This is a genomic window from Gemmatimonadaceae bacterium (assembly GCA_036273715.1).
Classification (GTDB): Bacteria; Gemmatimonadota; Gemmatimonadetes; order Gemmatimonadales; family Gemmatimonadaceae; genus JADGGM01.
This window is the reverse complement of record DASUHB010000050.1, coordinates 1-16,986: the sequence shown is the minus strand read 5'-3', so window position 1 is coordinate 16,986 and position 16,986 is coordinate 1. Positions and strand designations below refer to the sequence as shown.

Genomic DNA, 16,986 nt, shown 5'->3' with positions numbered 1-16,986 from the left:
CCCAACCCCGGTCAATGCTCGTCACACGGCTCATCGAGCGGAAACGAGACGGCGGCCGTCTCGAGCCGTCGGAATGGAGTGCGTTGATCCGGTCATATGTGGCGGGCGACGTCCCCGACTATCAGATGGCGGCGATGCTGATGGCCGTGTACGTGCACGGTCTCGACCGCACTGAAACGGCTGCACTGACCGATGCCATGCGGCGAAGCGGCGCCCAACTCTCGCTGGCACATCTTGCCGCCGCGCGCGTGGACAAGCACTCGACGGGCGGCGTGGGCGACAAAACCTCGCTCATCCTTGCGCCGCTGGTATCGTCGTTGGGCGTGGCGGTGCCGATGATGACGGGTCGCGGGCTCGGGCATACTGGAGGAACCCTCGATAAGCTGGAATCGATCCCGGGCATGCGGACGGACATCGCGCTTGCGGACGCGCGCGCGCAGCTGGAGCGAATCGGGTGCGTGATGATGGGCCAGTCGGCGGAGGTGGTGCCGGCGGACCGCGGGATGTACGCGCTGCGCAACGCAACGGCGACGTCCGAGTCGGTACCGCTCATCGCGTCGAGCATCATGAGCAAGAAGCTGGCGGAGGATCTGACGGGGCTGGTGCTCGACATCACGCGCGGGTCGGGGTCGCTGGTGCCGGATCTGGACGCGGCGCTCGAGCTGGCCGGGACGATGGTTTCGTTAGGCGAGAGCCGCGGCTGCACGGTGGTGGCGCTGCTCACGGCCATGGACCGTCCGTTGGGGCGCGCGGTGGGCAACGCCCTGGAGATGGAGGAAGCAATCCACGCGCTGCAGGGCGACGGTCCGTCGGACCTGATGGCCGTGACCTTTGCGTTAGGCGCCGAGATGCTGCAGCTGGGCGGCGTGGCCGCCGATGGCGACGACGCACGCCGGCGCATGGAGCGCGCGATCTCGTCGGGTGAGGCGGCGCGCCGGCTGCAGGAGGTCATCGAGGCGCAGGGCGGCAACCCGGGCGTGGTGGACGACCCGGCCGTGCTGCCGCAGGCCGGCGCCTGCGAGCTGTTCGAGGCGTCGCGCCGCGGCTTCGTCGCGCGCGTGGACCCGCGGCCCATCGGCCGCGCGCTGATTGCGTTAGGCGGCGGCCGCGAGCGCCCGGACGATCCGCTCGACCCGGGTGTCGGCTTCGTGATCACCGCCAAACCGGGCGACTGGGTGGAGCGCGGGGAGCCGATCGCGACGATTTTCGCCCGCGACGACGCGGGCATCGAGGTCGGCCGCGCCGCGCTGCGCACGGCCATCGGGATCGCGGACGAGGCCGATCACCCGCTGCCGCTGGTCTCGCACCGCGTCACGATCGATGGCGTGACGCGGACCGCCTGAACGCAGCGGGCGCGCTCACTCGGCTTTCATCGCGATCGCCGGATCGATGCGCGACGCGCGCCGCGCCGGAATCCACGACGCCGCGGCGGCGACCGCGCCGAGGACCACGGCGACGGCGGCGAACGTCGGGACGTCGAGCGGCGTGACGTCGTAGAGCAGCGACCGGATGCCGCGCGTCGCGCCGATGGCGCCCAGCAGTCCGAACGCGATGCCGCCGAGCGTGAGCAGCAGGCCGCGCGAGACCACGAGCCGCTCGATCGCCGCCGACGTCGCGCCTAACGCGATCCGGATGCCCAGCTCGCGCGTGCGCTCCGTGACGAGGAACGCGATCACGCCGTAGATGCCGAGCGTCGCCAGCAGCAGGGCCAAAAGCGCGAAGGCGCCGAGGAGCACGGTGTAGAACAATGGTTGCGACGTCGAGGCCGCCATCGCGTCGCTCATGCTGCCCAGCTCGTACATCGCCACGTTGGGATCCACCGCGCGCACCTGGGCCGCGATCGCGGCTTCGACGGCGGCCTTCGGCGCGTGGCTCCGCACCAGAAACGTCACGCCTAACGGAAACGTGTTGTACGGCACGTACGTCGCCGGCGCCGGCGTTTCGGCGAGCGATTCCTGCTTCGCGTCGTGCACGATGCCCACAATCTCGCCGCGCACCGTGACCGTCGTCGTGTCGTTCGACCGCGGGGTGTACGAGACCCCGAACGTGATGTGCTTGCCGATCGGATCCTGCCCCGGGAAGTACCGCTTGGCCAGCGCCTCGTTCACCACCACCACCGGCGGCGCGTCCAATCGGTTCTCCGGTTCGGTGAACACGCGCCCGCGCACGAGACCCAGGCCGACCGTGCGAAAATAGCTCGGCGAAACGGGGATGACCGCGGACTCCGGTTCGCGGCCCGGCTCGGGTTTCGGTTCGCCATCGAGCGTGAACGACGTCGACACGCTGTAGGTGGGATCCGGGTCTAACGGACGGCCCGCGGCGACCGCAACCTGCTCGGTGCCCGGCAGCGCGGCGAGACGTTGCAGCACGTCCCTCGTGTACGCGATGGTCGGCGGCGAATCATCGTACCGTTTGCCGGTAAGCGCGATGTCGAAGACGTACAGCTGGTCCGCCCGGAATCCGGGATCGACGTGCGTGAGCCGCTCGAAGCTGCGGATGAGCAGGCCCGCGCCGACGAGCAGCACCATGGCGAGCGCCATTTCGATGACGATGACCAGCGAGCGCGTGCGCGCCGTCCCGCCGTGGCTCGAGCCGCGCTGGCCGTCACGCAGCGCCGGCGTGACGTCGCCGCGTGTCGCGTGCAGCGCCGGCACCAGGCCGAACAGCACGCCGGTCGCGATGGCGAGCAGCGCCGCGAACAGCAGGATCCGCCCGTTGACGGCGATTTCGGTTAGGCGGGGCAGTCCGTGCGGGCCGAACGATACCACGAGATCCACGGCCCACGCCGCCAGCAGCGTCCCGATCACCGCGCCGCCAACGGAAATGAGCAAGCTCTCGGTCAGGAGCTGCCGGATCAGCCGCCAGCGCGACGCGCCGAGCGCCGTCCGCACGGCAATTTCGGTCGAGCGCGATGCCCCGCGGACGAGCGACAGATTGGCGATGTTCGCGCAGGCGATGAGCAGGACCAATGCGACCGCTCCGAACAGCGACCACAACGCGGGCCGCACATCGCCGACGAGCTCGTCGCGCAGCGGCGATACGTAGGCGCCGATCTTGGCGTCCTGGCCCGGGAAATCGTGGGCGATGCGCTCGGCGATGGCCTGAAGGTCGCGTTGGGCGGCGGCCACCGTGACGCCGGGGCGCAACCGTCCGATCGCCGACATCTCGTGCAACCCGTGCGCCTGGTCGCCGCGCTCGAAGTCGCGCCACACGGCCGGAACCCAGACGTCCGGATCGGCGGGATAGGAGAAGCGCGGCGGTGCGATGCCAACGACGCGATACGGCGTGTCGTTGAGCCGGATGCTCGTGCCAATGATCGATGGGTTGGAGCCGAACCACCGCCGCCACGCGAGATCCGAAAGGACGGCGACTTTGGTCGCCTGCGCCGAATCCTCACCGGCCACGAAGCCCCGGCCGCGCTCGAACCCCACGCCTAACAAAGAAAAGAAGTTGGCGCCCACACGCGCCCGATTGAGCCGAAGCGCCGGCAGGCCCGGGCGGCCCAGCGTCGCGCTGCCGCCGCCCACCACCGGACTCATCGCGATGAAGCTGTGGCTCTGCGCACGGTAGTCGTCGAGGTCCGGCGGCGACATATTCATCGGCTTTCCGTCGGGCGACGTCGACTCGATGAACATCAGTCGCGACGGATCCACGAACGGCAGCGGCCTGAGCAGCACGTTGTCGACGATGCTGAAAATCGCCGTGGTTGCGCCGATCGCGATGCCGATGGTGGCGATGGCGATGGCCGTGTAGCCGGGCATGCGCATCAGCTTGCGCAGTCCGAAGCGGAGGTCGTGTGTGAGTGACATGCGCGTGGCGCAGAGGAACTATCGTGCCGCCATCGCCCGATGCGAAACTCGTTGCGGCCGCAGCGCTTGGGCGCGAGCCGGCGAGCGCGGCGCCCGCTCGGATTGTTCGTGAGTGGGACATGCTGTCCGATTCCGGACAGCACATCCCACACACTTCGTTTGCGTCAGATGTCGAGGTTGCTCACGAACTTCGCGTTCGCTTCGATGAACACCCGCCGCGGCTCGACGTCGTCGCCCATGAGCGTCTGGAAAATCAGGTCGGCAGCGACGGCGTCTTCCATGTCGACCTTGAGGAGTGTGCGCCGCTCGGGATTCATCGTGGTCTCCCAGAGCTGGTCTTTGTTCATTTCGCCTAACCCTTTGTACCGCTGGATCACCACGTTGACCTTGGCGCCGTCCCCGTTGCCAAAGCGCTGAATGTACGAGTCCCGCTCGGTTTCGGTATAGGCGTAGTACTCTTCCTTCCCCTTGGCCACGCGATACAACGGCGGCTGCGCGATGTACACGAAGCCGGCATCGATCAGCTCGCGCATCTGACGGAAGAAGAACGTGAGCAGCAGCGTGCGGATGTGCGCGCCGTCCACGTCCGCGTCGGTCATGATGATGATTTTGTGGTAGCGCGCCTGGTCGATCTGGAAATCATCTCGGATGCCGGCGCCGATGGCAGTGATGATCGAGCGGATTTCTTCGTTAGACAGCACCTTGTCGATGCGCGCTTTCTCCACGTTGAGAATCTTGCCGCGCAGCGGGAGGATGGCCTGGAACTCGCGCGCGCGTCCGCCCTTGGCCGAGCCGCCGGCGGAATCGCCCTCGACGAGGTACAGCTCGCAGAGCGGCGGGTCGTTGAGCGAACAGTCGGCGAGCTTGCCGGGCAGCACGCCGGAGTCGAGCGCCGACTTCTTGCGGGTGAGATCGCGCGCTTTGCGAGCCGCTTCTCGAGCCCGCGCCGCAGACACGGCCTTTTCGACGATGATGTTGGCCGAGCGCGGATGCTCTTCCAGGTACGCGGCCAGAGACTCGTTGATCACGCTGCGCACGGCGCCCTCGGCTTCGGAATTGCCGAGCTTCGTTTTCGTCTGGCCCTCGAACTGGGGCTCGCGCACTTTGACGGACAGCACGGCCGTTAGGCCTTCGCGCACGTCCTCGCCGCTCAACGCGAAGTCCGCTTTCTTGAGGAAATTGCCCTTCTGCGCGTACTGGTTCACGACGCGCGTGAGCGCGCTCTTGAATCCGGTGAGATGGGTGCCGCCCTCGATCGTGTTGATGTTGTTCACGAACGAGAACACGGTTTCGTTGTAGCCATCGTTGTATTGAATGGCGACTTCGATGCCCATGTCATCCCGATCGGCTTCGACATAAATGACGTCCGGATGCAGCGCCTTCTTGTTCGCGTTCAGGTGGGCGACGAATTCCTTGAGCCCACCCTTGGCATGAAACGTTTCCTGCTTTTTCTGGTCGGCCCGCTCATCAGTGAGCGTGATCGTCACGCCCTTGTTCAGGAACGAGAGCTCGCGCAGGCGCGTCGCGATCGTGGCGTAGTCGAACGCGAGCTCGGTGAAAATCGTGTCGTCCGGTTTGAACCAAACCGTGGTGCCGCGTTCGCCCTTCGGCACTTTGCGCAACATCTTGAGCTTGGTGGTCGTGATGCCGCGCGCGAAGTCCATGTAATACTCCTGGCCCTCGCGCTTCACCCACACCTTGAGCTGCGCCGACAGTGCATTCACGACCGACACGCCCACGCCGTGCAGTCCGCCCGAAACCTTGTAGGTGTTCTTGTCGAACTTGCCGCCGGCGTGCAGCACGGTCATCGCGAGTTCGACGCCGGGAATTTTTTCCGTAGGATGAATGTCGACCGGAATACCGCGCCCGTTGTCGACGACAGTGATCGCATTGTCCGCGTGAATCGTGACGTCGATCGTGTCGGCGTAGCCAGCCAGCGTTTCATCGATGGAGTTGTCGACGACTTCATAAACCAAATGGTGCAACCCACGGGACGACGTGGAGCCGATGTACATGCCCGGGCGTTTGCGCACCGCCTCGAGGCCCTTGAGAACTTGAATTTGACCAGCGTCGTATTGCGTCATCGATGCTCGAGCTCCTTCGCGGGTTGACTCTTTGCCAGGCCTGCGCACCCCACCAAACAGACACCGAAATGCGCTTCGTGCCCAACCATTAAAAGATAGTTCTAAATATTTGTTAAATCAAGTAGTTAGGTGACTGCGTGAGACCCGTTGCCGCCCGTCTTCCAACCCTCGCCACAGAACTATTGCCGGGGCCGGCTTTCGTCGTTAGGCTGGGCCTTGACCCGCGACGCCGCGCGGTGCTTCACGTCTTCGTCGGCAGCTTCCGGAGGGGGTGTATGAGGTGCCGGTCAGGTGCAGTGAACGCCTTCCTCAACGGCACGGTGGCCGCCCTTTGCCTTCTCGTCATTCCGGTCCACCGGCCCAGCGCACAACAGGCGGGCGCATCGACCACCGCAACAGTCGAGGGCGTCGTGTACGACAGCGTGCGCTCGGCGCCGCTCACCGGCGCCGTCGTGCAACTCGTCTCGCGCGATGAGCCGTCGCAGGTATTCTCCGCCGAAACCGATTCGTCCGGTGCGTTCCGCATCGCCGGCGTGCCGCACGGAACATTCATTATCGGTTTCCTGCACGCCGAGCTGAGTGAGCTCGATCTCCAGGCCATCTCGCGCAATGTGCGCGTGGGCTCCAAACCGGTCGTGCACGTGGAGCTGTCCATTCCGGGAGCGGTGGCGATCCGTACGGCGCTCTGCGGCGCGCCGGCTGCCGGTGATTCCAGCGGGACGGTCGTTGGCTTCGTGCGCGACGCCGACAGCGACATGCCGGTCGCGGGCGCACGCATCACGGTTGCGTGGCGCAATTTCGACATCGACAAAAAGGGATTCCACAGCGAACCGCGCCAGGTCGACGCCAGGGCCGACGCCAGCGGCTGGTTTGCCATCTGCGGCGTGCCGGGCGATGGCGTGTTCGACATTCGCGCGCAGTTAGGCGCGCGCGCCACGCCGTTCGTCCAAGTGGACGCGACCTCGCGCGGCTTGGCCATCCGCGACCTGCGCTTGGGCGGCGACAGCGCCGCGGGCGCCCCATCGCGGGCCGCGGGTACGTCGTTAGGCAGACCAGCGGCCCAGGCGGCGGCCGTGCTCGACGGCGTGATTCGGGATCCATCCGGCGCCCCGCTTGCCGGCGCGGAAGTCACGCTGCCCGCGGCCGGCGCCGCTGCCACCACGGGCGCCGATGGGCGGTTCCAGATCGCATCGCTGCCGTCGGGCACGCAGCCGCTCGTGATCGCACACGTGGGGCTCATGCCGGTGCGCACCACGGTCGACCTCGCGAGCCATCACCCCGCCTCCATCGACATCAAGATGACTCAACCAGTGGCGGTGTTGGCGACGGTCAAGGTGCAAGGCAAGAACGTGCTCTCGAAGCTCGCTGGGTTCGACCAGCGCCGGACGGAAGGCGCCGGTCAGTTTTTCACGGCCGACGACATTGCGAAGATGGAGGCAACGAAGCTGACCGACGTCTTCCGGCGCGCAGCCACACTCCGCGTGATTCGCATCGATCCCAAGGACTCGACCTTCATGCTCGGTATCGTGAGCGCGCGGGGCCAGGTGAGCATCGCGATGTCGAACACCGGATTCTGCTACCCCGCCGTGTACATCGACGGGGCATTCATGCACGATGCCGCGCACAACATCAACACGTTCCTCGATCCGAGCTCGGTTGCCGGCATCGAGATCTACGCGGACGCGTCGACTACGCCGCCCCAGTACAAGTCCGGGGACTGCGGTACGGTGCTGATCTGGACGCACTGACCCGGCGCATTTCCGTTAGGCGTAGGGCATGCGCAAAAGAGGTTCTTTGGGAATTTCCGGGAAACGAGGCCGAAAAAATCGAACGAGAGAAGATGGATCGTGCGGCAGGCCGGACGGGCAGAGTGCTACGCTCATGAAGACGCGGACAAAGCAGGACACAACAGACAAAGCACCGACAAAAAAATCAAAGCCCTGGTTTTGCTCGTGTCGTGTCCGCTGTGTCGGTGCTGTGTTCGCGTCTTCATGAACGTAGATGCAAGACATATGGGGCCGGCAAGAAGCGGGCGCTCCGGCCGGCTCATTGCCGGGGGGCGCCCGTTCGTGCTTCGTCCGGAGTCGACGGCTACTGGCGGCAGGTCCCGTTCGGATCGGGCTTCGGGTGGTCCACCACGACGCGATGATCCAGGTTCGCCACGTGCAGCGCCACGTCGGCGACGAAGTTCGCCACCTTTGCCATGTGATTGTAGTCGATGTACTCCGGCTCGTCCGTCACTTGGTGATAATCGGAGTGCAAGCCGGTGGTGAAGAACGTGATCGGAATGCCGTAGCGCGCGTACTCGTAGTGGTCGCTGCGGCAATAGATGTTCGCCGGATGGCCGTCGGCGTCGATCGAGTAGTCGAGGGTCAGATTGTGATGATCCTCCTTGTTCACCTTCTCGATCAAGTCGCCTAACTCAGTGGACAGGCGGCGCGAGCCCACCAGCTGCAGATAGCCGGCGCTGCCGTGAATCGGCGCGCCTGCCTTGGTGCGTCCGGTCTCGTCGTACGCGTCGCCGCGGCCCACCATGTCCATGTTGAGCTGCGTCACGATGCTGTCGCGCGGGACCGTCGGATGATCGGTGAACCAGCGCGAGCCGAGCAGCCCTTTCTCTTCGCCGACGTGCCAGACGAAGAGCAGCGAGCGCTTGGGCTTGGTCTTCATCGCCGCGAAGTACTGCGCCATCTCGAGCGCCGAGACGCTGCCCGAGCCGTCATCGTCGGCGCCGTTGTCGATCGAGTCGGGCCGCTCGCTGTGCGGATGCGCGGCGCGATAGGCGGCGAGCTGCTGGTCCACCTCGGACTGTTCTTCCGGCGTCGCTTGCTTGCCGCCGTCGTCCGCGCCTTCCGGTCGCACGGTGTGATTCCAGATGCGCAGCGAGTCGTGATCCACCGGGTGCTGGATCATGCCGATGTGATCATTGTGCGCGCCGATCGCGACGTATTCGCCGCGCAGCTTGGGATCGCTGCCCTCGATGATGCCGACCACGTTGCGCGCCGGAAACTCCGACGGTTTGGTCGAGTACTTCACGTCGAACGACGCGGTCCCGTGCGCGCTGCCTACCGTTAGGCCGTTCGGCTCGGCGCCTAACAACTTGCTCGCCGCGGCCTCGGTCACGAAGAACACCGTGGGACCGGTGGGCGTACGCGTGGTGTTGTCCTCGAGGAACGTTTGCGGCCGCGTCAGGAATCCACGGATCTGTGGCGGAACGCTGTCCAGCGTCGCGACCGCGATGCCGGCTGCGCTGTCCAGGCCCATCCCGCGGCGCGCCGCGCGCAGGAACCGCGTCCACCCGCCGTGCGCCGTGAACACGACGAACTTGCCCTTGGCCGCGTCGTCGCTGATGCGCGAGCTGTCGCCAAGGTCGCCGCCAAACACGACCGGCACATCCGACGCGGCCGCCGGCTGCCGCGACAACACGACGAAGTCAGTGTTCGCGACGAGCTTCGTGTCGCCCGCCGAGATCGACGACGACGAGTCCACCGATCGCGTTTCGAGCGGAATGGTTTGGAAGTAGGTGCCGTTGTCGCCGGCGGGTTTGAGACCCATCTGCTTGATCTGGCCCGCGATGTAGTCGGTGCCTTTCACGTTGCCGGCGGTACCGGCTTCGCGGCCTTGCATCGAATCGTCGGAGAAGATGTAGAGCCGCGTCATGAGATCGGCCGGCGTGATGGCGGCCGTCGTCGGCTGAGGCGCGTGCTTGAGCGGCAGCGTGACAGGCGGCAGCGGAACGACGCCGCCGGCCGACGCGTCCGGCGCCGCGGCTTGTTGGGCAGACAGCGACACCGGAACAGCCAGAGCGAGTGCGATTCGAGCGAGAGACGATCTCATGTCGCGAATGGGAAGCGGGAGGTGGCAGCCGCCGTGGGCGCCGAATTAGTAGGGACAGGTTGCAAATATGACGGCGGGTGCAGAGGCAAGCCAGAGCGCCCGATTCGCCTCAGACGCGCGCCAGGCGCCATCGAATCTGTTGAACGCTCGCGCCGGCGGGGTGTTGCGCGAGGACCTTGAGCAGTTGAGGCTCCATGAGGGAGAGCTCCTGCATCCACGCGTTGGTGGCTACATCCACGAACAGCGTGCCGTCTCGTGTGATCATGCGTGCCATGGTCACCGAGGCAATCTGTTCACCGACCAGCAGCGCCCACGCGTCGACGATGGAGGCCTGCTCGATGCGCTGCGTGAGGCCTGCGCGCGCGAGAAATCCGGCCAGGGCCTTGCCCAACGGCTCAGGCGGACCTTTGCGCTGCGTCATTCGGGAGCGCGCTGCACGACGCCGGCGGCAATGAGATACCGCGGGAGCCGAGTGAGGCGTGGAGGAATGTCGTCGGCGCGCGGCACGGCGAGGATGGCTTGCCCGTTGCCCTGCGCGACGAGCAGCTCGAGGATGCGCGCGGCGCGGCGCGCATCGAGCTCGGCGAACGGATCGTCGAGCAGGACGATCGGCTCGCAGCCCGACGCGGCGCGGCGCGTGTCCGCTTCGAGGAGGCGCAGCGCGATCGCGGCGGTGCGTTGCTGGCCTGCCGAGCCGTAGGTTCGAAGGTCGCGTCCGCCGAGGGTGAGCGACAGGTCGTCGCGGTGCGGGCCGGCATGTGTGAGTCCACGCCGGATGTCGGCGGACCGGTTCCGGGCGAGCGCGTCGCGCAGCGCGGCTTCGACGTCGCCGGAGTCCTCGATGGTGCTGGCGTAGGAGAGGTCGGCAGTCGCGCGCTCGCCGATCGCGGCGCAGAGCTCGGCGTAGCGGGTGCGGTAGGCGAGCGCCCAGTCGCTCCGGGCGCGCCACAGAATGGCGCCGTGCTCGGCGAGGGGCGCATCCCACACGGCCACGCTCTGGTCCCTGAGCGCGCCGGGCCGGCGCATCGCGGCGCTCCGTTGGGCGAGTGCGGCGCGATAGCGCTGCAGCGCGGCGAGGTACGGGCGCGAGCTGAGCGCGAGCATCACATCCAGGAGGCGGCGTCGCGCGCTGGGCGCCCCGGCGACGATGTCGGCGTCGCGCGGCGACAGGAGCACGGCGGGGAACGCGCCTAACGCATCGGCGAGGCGGGCGCGCTCGTCGCCGTCGACCAGCACGCGTTTGCGTTTGCCGGCGCGCTCGAAGCCCACGGACACCGACCGGTGGGGCGCGTCTGCCATCTCGGCCGACAGGTGAAAGCCCGCGGTGTCGAAGCGAACGAGCTCGGCATCCCGCGCGCCGCGGAAGGAGCGGAGGAGCTGGAGATAGTGGATGGCCTCGAGCAGGTTGGTCTTGCCCTGGCCGTTCTCTCCGATGAGCGCGAAGCCCTCGGGCGGCGGCGCGAAGTCGAGGCGGGCGAGATTCCGGAAATCGCGGATCGCGAGACGCGTGAGCACGGCGCGCGCCGGGCTCGCGGGCGCGACGCCCGCTGCCCCGGGCGGCTCTCGGCGCGCGTCCGCCACGACCATCTGCCTAACGGCCGCTGAACCGCGCCGCGCGCTTCTCGAGGAACGCCTGCATCCCCTCGCGCATGTCGTCGGTGGCGGACAGGAGGCCGAAGTAGGAGGCTTCGACCTCGAGGCCGGCGTCGAGCGGGAGGTCATCGCCGCGGTTCACGGCTTCGATGCAGAGCGCAATCGCGACGGGTCCGAACGCGATGATCTGCCGCAGCATCCGCTCGGCTTCGGCGAGAAGGTCGGACGCGGGCACGACTTTGTTGACCAGCCCGATGCGGTACGCGTCGGCGGCGTCGATCATCTCCGCCGTGAGCAGCAGCTCGAGCGCGCGGCCTTTGCCGACCAGCCGCACCAGGCGCTGAGTGGCGCCGTAGCCGGGCGTAATGCCTAACTTGAGCTCCGGCTGGCCGAGCCTGGCCGTGTCGGCGGCGATGCGGATGTGGCACGCCATCGCCAGCTCGCAGCCGCCGCCTAACGCAAAGCCGTTGAGCGCCGCGATCACCGGCTTGGGACAGCGCTCGATGCGCGTGAACACGCGCTGGCCCGTGCGCGCGCGCACCCGCCCCTCGGCCGGTCCTTGGCGCGACAGCTCGGCGATGTCGGCGCCGGCGACGAACGCCTTCGTCCCCGCGCCGGTCACGAGGACGCCTGCCACGTCCTCGCGCCGTTCCACCAACTCCATTGCCTCATCCAGCTCGGCGATGGTCTCGTCGTTGAGCGCATTGAGTTTGTCCGGCCGGTTGACGCGAATGGTCGCAACGCGGTCATGGACGTCGAAGGCGAGGTTCTGGAAGGGCATGGTCGACGAGCGCTGAGGGAACGCGGCCGAGCGTCGGGGCACGAGGCGCGCGAGCCGAAATGTAACGCGCGAGTCGAGTCCGGCGACGCGCCGCCGCCATCTCGAACCGTGGCGCCCGAGTCCGGCTCGAGCCGACCTGTACTCGACTGTTCCGCGTCTGGCCCTCCGCTGGTACGTTTCCGTCGGTGCAACCCATCCAGGCCGTCCGTTGGTCGCCGGACTGCAATGCCGTTCGCATCATCGATCAGACGGCATTGCCGGAGCGGTACATCGAGCGCGATCTCAGGTCGCTCGACGATGTGTGCGCGGCCATATCGTCGCTGGCCGTTCGGGGCGCTCCGGCCATCGGGATCGCCGGCGCCATGGGCCTGGTGATCTCGCTGGCCTCGTTCGAGGACCCGACGACCGAGCGCCTGCGGGCGCGCATCGCGGTCCACGCGCAACGGATCATCACCACCCGGCCAACGGCAGCGAACCTGGCGTGGGCCGTGAACACCGTCGCAGCGGCAGCGAAGGAGCCGCACGCCTCGGGGCGCGCGGCGCTGCAGGCGATGCGCGCCGTAGCCGACGCGCTCCTGGCCGACGACGCGGCAATGTGCCGTCGCATCGGCGCGTTAGGCGAGCAGCTGCTCGGCGATGGCGCGCGCGTCCTCACGCACTGCAACGCCGGTGCGCTCGCCACCACCGGCATCGGAACCGCGCTCGCGCCGGTGTACGTGGCCGCGGAGCACGGCCGCCAGGTTTCGGTGCTCGCCTGCGAGACGCGCCCGTTGCTCCAGGGGGCGCGCTTGACGGCGTGGGAACTGTCGCGCGCCGGTGTGCCGGTGCGCGTGATCACGGATGGCGCGGCCGCGTCGGCCATGCGCGCGCGTCGCGTGGACCTCGTCATCGTTGGCGCCGATCGCATCGCCGCCAACGGCGACGTGGCGAACAAGATCGGTACCTACGCGCTGGCGCTCCAGGCGCGATACCACGGGATCCCGTTCTACGTCGCCGCGCCGACATCGACGTTCGATCCGGCCATCCCCGACGGGAGCGCGATTCCCATCGAGCAGCGGGACCGTGCGGAAGTGGCGCGCATCAACGGCCGATCCATCGTGCCTAACGAGGTGCCGGTGGACAACCCCGCCTTCGACGTGACGCCGGCCGATCTGGTCACCGCGATCATCAGCGATCGCGCCATTCACTATCCGCCGTATCGGTTCGTGCCGTGACGCACGTCCTCGCGATCGATCAGGGGACTACGGGATCGACGTGTCTCGTCATCGATGCGACCGGACGCATCGTTGGGCGCGGCTACCGGGAAATTCCGCAGCATTTCCCACAGCCGGGCTGGGTGGAGCACGACGCCCGCGACCTCGTTGCGTGCACGCTTGCGGCCGGCCGCGACGCGATCGCGCAGGCGAAGGCGATGCCCGACGCCATCGGCATCACCAATCAGCGCGAAACGGTCGTGATGTGGGATCGGACGACGGGCGAGCCGGTGGGCCGCGCGATCGTGTGGCAAGATCGGCGTACGGCGGCGCGCTGCGCCGAGCTCGCCGACGAGTCCGACGCGATCGCGGCGCGCACCGGTCTGGTGCTCGATCCGTATTTCTCGGCCACCAAAATCGAATGGCTGTTGTCGCACGAGGCGATCGCGAAACGCGCCGACCGCGGCGAGCTGATCGCCGGAACCGTGGACACGTGGCTCATCTGGAATCTCACGGGCGGCTCGGTGCACGCGACGGATCCGACCAATGCGTCGCGCACCATGCTCTACGATATCGGCAGCCTCGACTGGAGCGACGACCTCTGCCGCTTGTTTGGCGTGCCGCGGAGCATCCTGCCCGAGGTGAGAGCGTCGAGCGCGTTGTTCGGCGTTGCAGCGCGCGAGCATTTCGGCGCCGAGATGCCGATTCACGGAGTGGCAGGGGATCAGCAAGCCGCGCTCTACGGGCAGGGATGCTGGCGCGCCGGGGAAGGGAAGAACACGTATGGCACCGGAGCATTCTTGCTCCTCAACACGGGCCGGCAGCGCGCGGCGGCCGGGGGCGGACTGCTGGCGACGGTGGCGTGCGATGAGGCGGGCGGCGCAGCGTACGCGCTCGAGGGCGCGATCTTCATTGCCGGCGCCGCCATTCAATGGCTGCGCGATGGGTTAGGCATCGTGGAGCGAGCGGCCGACACGGAGCGCCTCGCCGCGCAGGTCGAGTCCACCGGCGGCGTCTACTTCGTGCCGGCGCTGGTTGGACTCGGCGCACCGCACTGGGAGCCGGGTGCGCGGGGAACCATCGTCGGGCTCACCCGCGGGACCACGCGTGCGCACCTGGCGCGCGCCGCCCTCGAGGCGATGGCGTACTCGACGGCCGATGTGCTCGCCCTCATGCGCCGGCGAAGCGGGGTGCCCTTCGACCGCTTGCGTGTTGACGGCGGCGCCACCGAAAATGCGTGGCTCATGCAGTTCCAGGCGGATGTGCTCGGCGTCCCGGTCGAGCGGCCCGATGTGATCGAGACCACGGCGTTAGGCGCGGCGGGACTGGCGGGTGTCGCGACGGGAGTCTGGTCCAGCGCGTCGTCGTTCCTCGCGACGCGAACCTACCAGCGGTTCGAGCCTGGAGCGGATGCGCCGGCAGCCCGAGACGGCGCTCGCGACTGGGCCCGCGCCGTGCGAACGGCCCTCGCCTGGGCGCGGGATCGCGGCTGATGCGCGCGCTCGTTCTCGCATTCTCGCTCTCGCTCGGCGGCCATCAGGGCGGCGACAAATGGCTCGCGCCTGACAAGCTCAAGCACTTTTTCATGTCGGCGTTCGTCGAGACCGCGAGCTATGGCGCGCTGCGCGCGATGCGGGTCGATCACCACGATGCGCTCGTGAGCGCCGCCGGGATCGCGGTGAGCGTCGGGGTCGCCAAGGAAGTGCACGACCAGTGGACCGGCGAAGGATTCTCGATGCGCGACCTCAGCTGGGACCTCGCCGGCACCGCCGCCGGAGCAGCTTTTCTCTCGCACGCACAGTGAGGTCTCGCGCTGTCCGCTTGCGGCGGTTTCATTCGATATATTCATGGGGTCGCGTCCAGCGACGGACCGACGTTTGCCACAGCTTGGAGCTGTTCCGATGACCGATGCCGCGAGCAAGTCGACCGATGCAGTGGAGTCGCAGACGGCCGAGCGTCGCACGAATGAGGTGCTCCGGTCGCTGGTGAACGAGATGCTCCAGGGCGTTCGCGATCTGAGCCGGCGGACCGCGATCTGGAGCGCCGAGGAACGGGCGCAAGCGGAACGGGAGCTCGAGGTCATCATGGCGCGCGTGCGGGATGAGGCGGCACGCTCGCGGGTCGCCCGGCCGTGAGCGGGCGTTTGCACAGGAAGCGCAGCGTATGGCGTTGAAACCGCGGACGAAGTTTCTGTTAGGCGGCGCGTTGATTCTCGGAACCGCCGGCTACTTGATGGCGAGCGCGATCGCGCAGACCGGAACCTACTACCTCACGCCAACCGAGCTGGCCACCAAAGTCGCACAGGATCCATCCTTCTACGGAACCGGCGTGAAGGTGGGTGCACGCGTGGTGCCGGGCTCGGTCAATCGCGCGCCCGGCGGCCGCGACATGACGTTCCGCGTCACCGACGGCGACAAGACCTATCCGGTCAGCTTCCACGGCATCGCGCCGGACACGTTCACCGACAGCGTAGACGTCGTCATGGATGGGCGTCTGGCGCAGGACGGGACGTTCCGCGCGACGACCGTGCTCGCCAAGTGCGCGTCGCGATATGAGAACGCGCCTGCGAAATACCGCGCGACGCCGGGCTATCGCTCGGGCGGTGCGGCGCCGGCCCGCACGTGATTCTCATCGGTGAACTGTCGCTGTGGGTCGCGCTCCTCATGGCGGCCTGGGGGACGACGGCGGGATTTGCTGGCGCGTACACGCGTCGCGCCGAGCTGATTGCGAGCGCGCGCCGCGCGCTGTTTGCGATGTGCGGATTCGTCGTGCTCGCGTCCATCGGGCTGTGGACCGCGCTGCTCACCTCGGACTTCTCGTTCAAGTTCGTCGCCGCGTACACCAGCGCGAATCTGCCGAGCGTCTACAAGTTCACGGCGTTCTGGGCGGGGCAGGAAGGATCGCTGCTGTTCTGGGCGCTCATCCTGTCGATCTACGCCACCATCGCTGTCTACACGGGGCGAAAGAGTAATCGCGAGCTGATGCCGTGGGTGGTGCCCACGCTGTCGGCGATCGCGCTGTTCTTCATTCTCGTGTTGTGCTTCGGCGCCAATCCGTACGCGCGACTCGACTGGATCCCGCCTGACGGCCGCGGTCTCAACCCGCAGTTGCAGAATCCAGGCATGGCGGCGCATCCGCCTAACTTGTATCTCGGCTACATCGCGACGGCGATTCCGTTCGCGTTCGCAGTGGGGGCGCTGATCACGCGTCGTCTCGACGCGGAATGGCTGAGCTCCGTGAGGCGGTGGGTACTCCTCTCGTGGTTCTTCAATACCGTCGGGATCGTGCTCGGCATGTGGTGGGCGTACGTCGAGCTCGGGTGGGGCGGCTACTGGGCCTGGGATCCGGTCGAGAACGCGTCGTTTCTTCCGTGGCTCATCAACACGGCCTTCCTCCACTCGATCATGGTGCAGGAAAAACGCGGCATGCTTCGCAAATGGAACGTGACGCTCGTCGTGACGGCATTCCTGCTCTCCATTCTCGGCACGTTCATTACACGCAGCGGCGTGATCTCGAGCGTGCATGCCTTCTCGCAGTCGGAAGTGGGCTACTGGTTCCTCGGCTTCCTCATCCTCGCGATCGCGGTGACGGCGTATCTCGTGACGACGCGGTTGTCCGATCTGCGCGCGCGCGCCGAGCTCGAGAGCATGGTGAGCCGCGAGGCGACGTTCCTGTTCAACAACCTGTTG

General features: G+C 67.3%; 14 protein-coding genes. 8 read left to right on the top strand and 6 right to left on the bottom strand.

Annotated elements, in window-relative coordinates; genetic code table 11:
• Positions 1-14 precede the first annotated feature (14 nt).
• A complete protein-coding gene (locus VFW04_10925; protein HEX5179836.1) occupies positions 15-1,343 on the top strand; it encodes a thymidine phosphorylase in 1,329 nt (442 codons plus the stop codon).
• A gap of 15 nt (positions 1,344-1,358) precedes the next feature.
• Here VFW04_10925 and VFW04_10920 read toward each other — a convergent pair whose 3' ends face one another.
• Complete coding sequence (locus tag VFW04_10920; protein HEX5179835.1) at positions 1,359-3,809, bottom strand: ABC transporter permease; 2,451 nt, start codon at positions 3,807-3,809, stop codon at positions 1,359-1,361.
• 164 nt (positions 3,810-3,973) lie between these two features.
• Positions 3,974-5,893, bottom strand: coding sequence for a DNA topoisomerase (ATP-hydrolyzing) subunit B (gyrB, locus tag VFW04_10915; protein ID HEX5179834.1), 1,920 nt, complete (start codon positions 5,891-5,893; stop codon positions 3,974-3,976).
• A 275-nt stretch (positions 5,894-6,168) separates the two neighbouring features.
• Here gyrB and VFW04_10910 point away from each other — a divergent pair, with 275 nt between their 5' ends.
• The gene (locus VFW04_10910; protein ID HEX5179833.1) at positions 6,169-7,641 is read left to right on the top strand and encodes a carboxypeptidase regulatory-like domain-containing protein; all 1,473 of its coding nucleotides are present in this window, start codon (positions 6,169-6,171) and stop codon (positions 7,639-7,641) included.
• 343 nt (positions 7,642-7,984) lie between these two features.
• On the opposite strand, the gene VFW04_10905 is transcribed toward VFW04_10910, so the two are convergent.
• From VFW04_10905 to VFW04_10890, 4 genes are all read right to left on the bottom strand, one after another.
• Entirely contained in the window at positions 7,985-9,730 is a 1,746-nt protein-coding gene (locus tag VFW04_10905) for a M28 family peptidase (protein ID HEX5179832.1), read from the bottom strand.
• Between the two features lie 109 nt (positions 9,731-9,839).
• Positions 9,840-10,151, bottom strand: coding sequence for a DUF721 domain-containing protein (locus VFW04_10900; GenBank protein HEX5179831.1), 312 nt, complete (start codon positions 10,149-10,151; stop codon positions 9,840-9,842).
• On the bottom strand, positions 10,148-11,311 hold the full coding sequence (gene recF / locus VFW04_10895) for a DNA replication and repair protein RecF (GenBank protein ID HEX5179830.1): 1,164 nt from the start codon (positions 11,309-11,311) through the stop codon (positions 10,148-10,150). The genes VFW04_10900 and recF overlap by 4 nt, the downstream gene beginning before the upstream one ends.
• A gap of 10 nt (positions 11,312-11,321) precedes the next feature.
• A complete protein-coding gene (locus tag VFW04_10890; GenBank protein HEX5179829.1) occupies positions 11,322-12,104 on the bottom strand; it encodes an enoyl-CoA hydratase-related protein in 783 nt (260 codons plus the stop codon).
• A gap of 185 nt (positions 12,105-12,289) precedes the next feature.
• On the opposite strand from VFW04_10890, the gene mtnA reads away from it, so the two are divergent.
• From mtnA to ccsA, 6 genes are all read left to right on the top strand, one after another.
• Positions 12,290-13,318 carry an S-methyl-5-thioribose-1-phosphate isomerase gene (mtnA, locus tag VFW04_10885; protein ID HEX5179828.1) on the top strand — a complete coding sequence of 343 codons (1,029 nt, stop codon included), beginning with the start codon at positions 12,290-12,292 and terminating at the stop codon, positions 13,316-13,318.
• Positions 13,315-14,790, top strand: coding sequence for a glycerol kinase GlpK (gene glpK, locus VFW04_10880; GenBank protein ID HEX5179827.1), 1,476 nt, complete (start codon positions 13,315-13,317; stop codon positions 14,788-14,790). The genes mtnA and glpK overlap by 4 nt, the downstream gene beginning before the upstream one ends.
• Positions 14,790-15,101: a DUF2279 domain-containing protein gene (locus VFW04_10875; protein ID HEX5179826.1), complete on the top strand. Its 312-nt coding sequence runs from the start codon at positions 14,790-14,792 to the stop codon at positions 15,099-15,101. Before glpK ends, VFW04_10875 begins: the two co-directional genes overlap by 1 nt.
• A 97-nt stretch (positions 15,102-15,198) precedes the next feature.
• Complete coding sequence (locus VFW04_10870) at positions 15,199-15,432, top strand: hypothetical protein (protein HEX5179825.1); 234 nt, start codon at positions 15,199-15,201, stop codon at positions 15,430-15,432.
• A gap of 28 nt (positions 15,433-15,460) precedes the next feature.
• On the top strand, positions 15,461-15,922 hold the full coding sequence (locus VFW04_10865) for a cytochrome c maturation protein CcmE (protein HEX5179824.1): 462 nt from the start codon (positions 15,461-15,463) through the stop codon (positions 15,920-15,922).
• On the top strand, positions 15,919-16,986 hold a 1,068-nt coding region (gene ccsA / locus VFW04_10860), incomplete at its 3' end, for a cytochrome c biogenesis protein CcsA (GenBank protein ID HEX5179823.1). The genes VFW04_10865 and ccsA, both read left to right, overlap by 4 nt.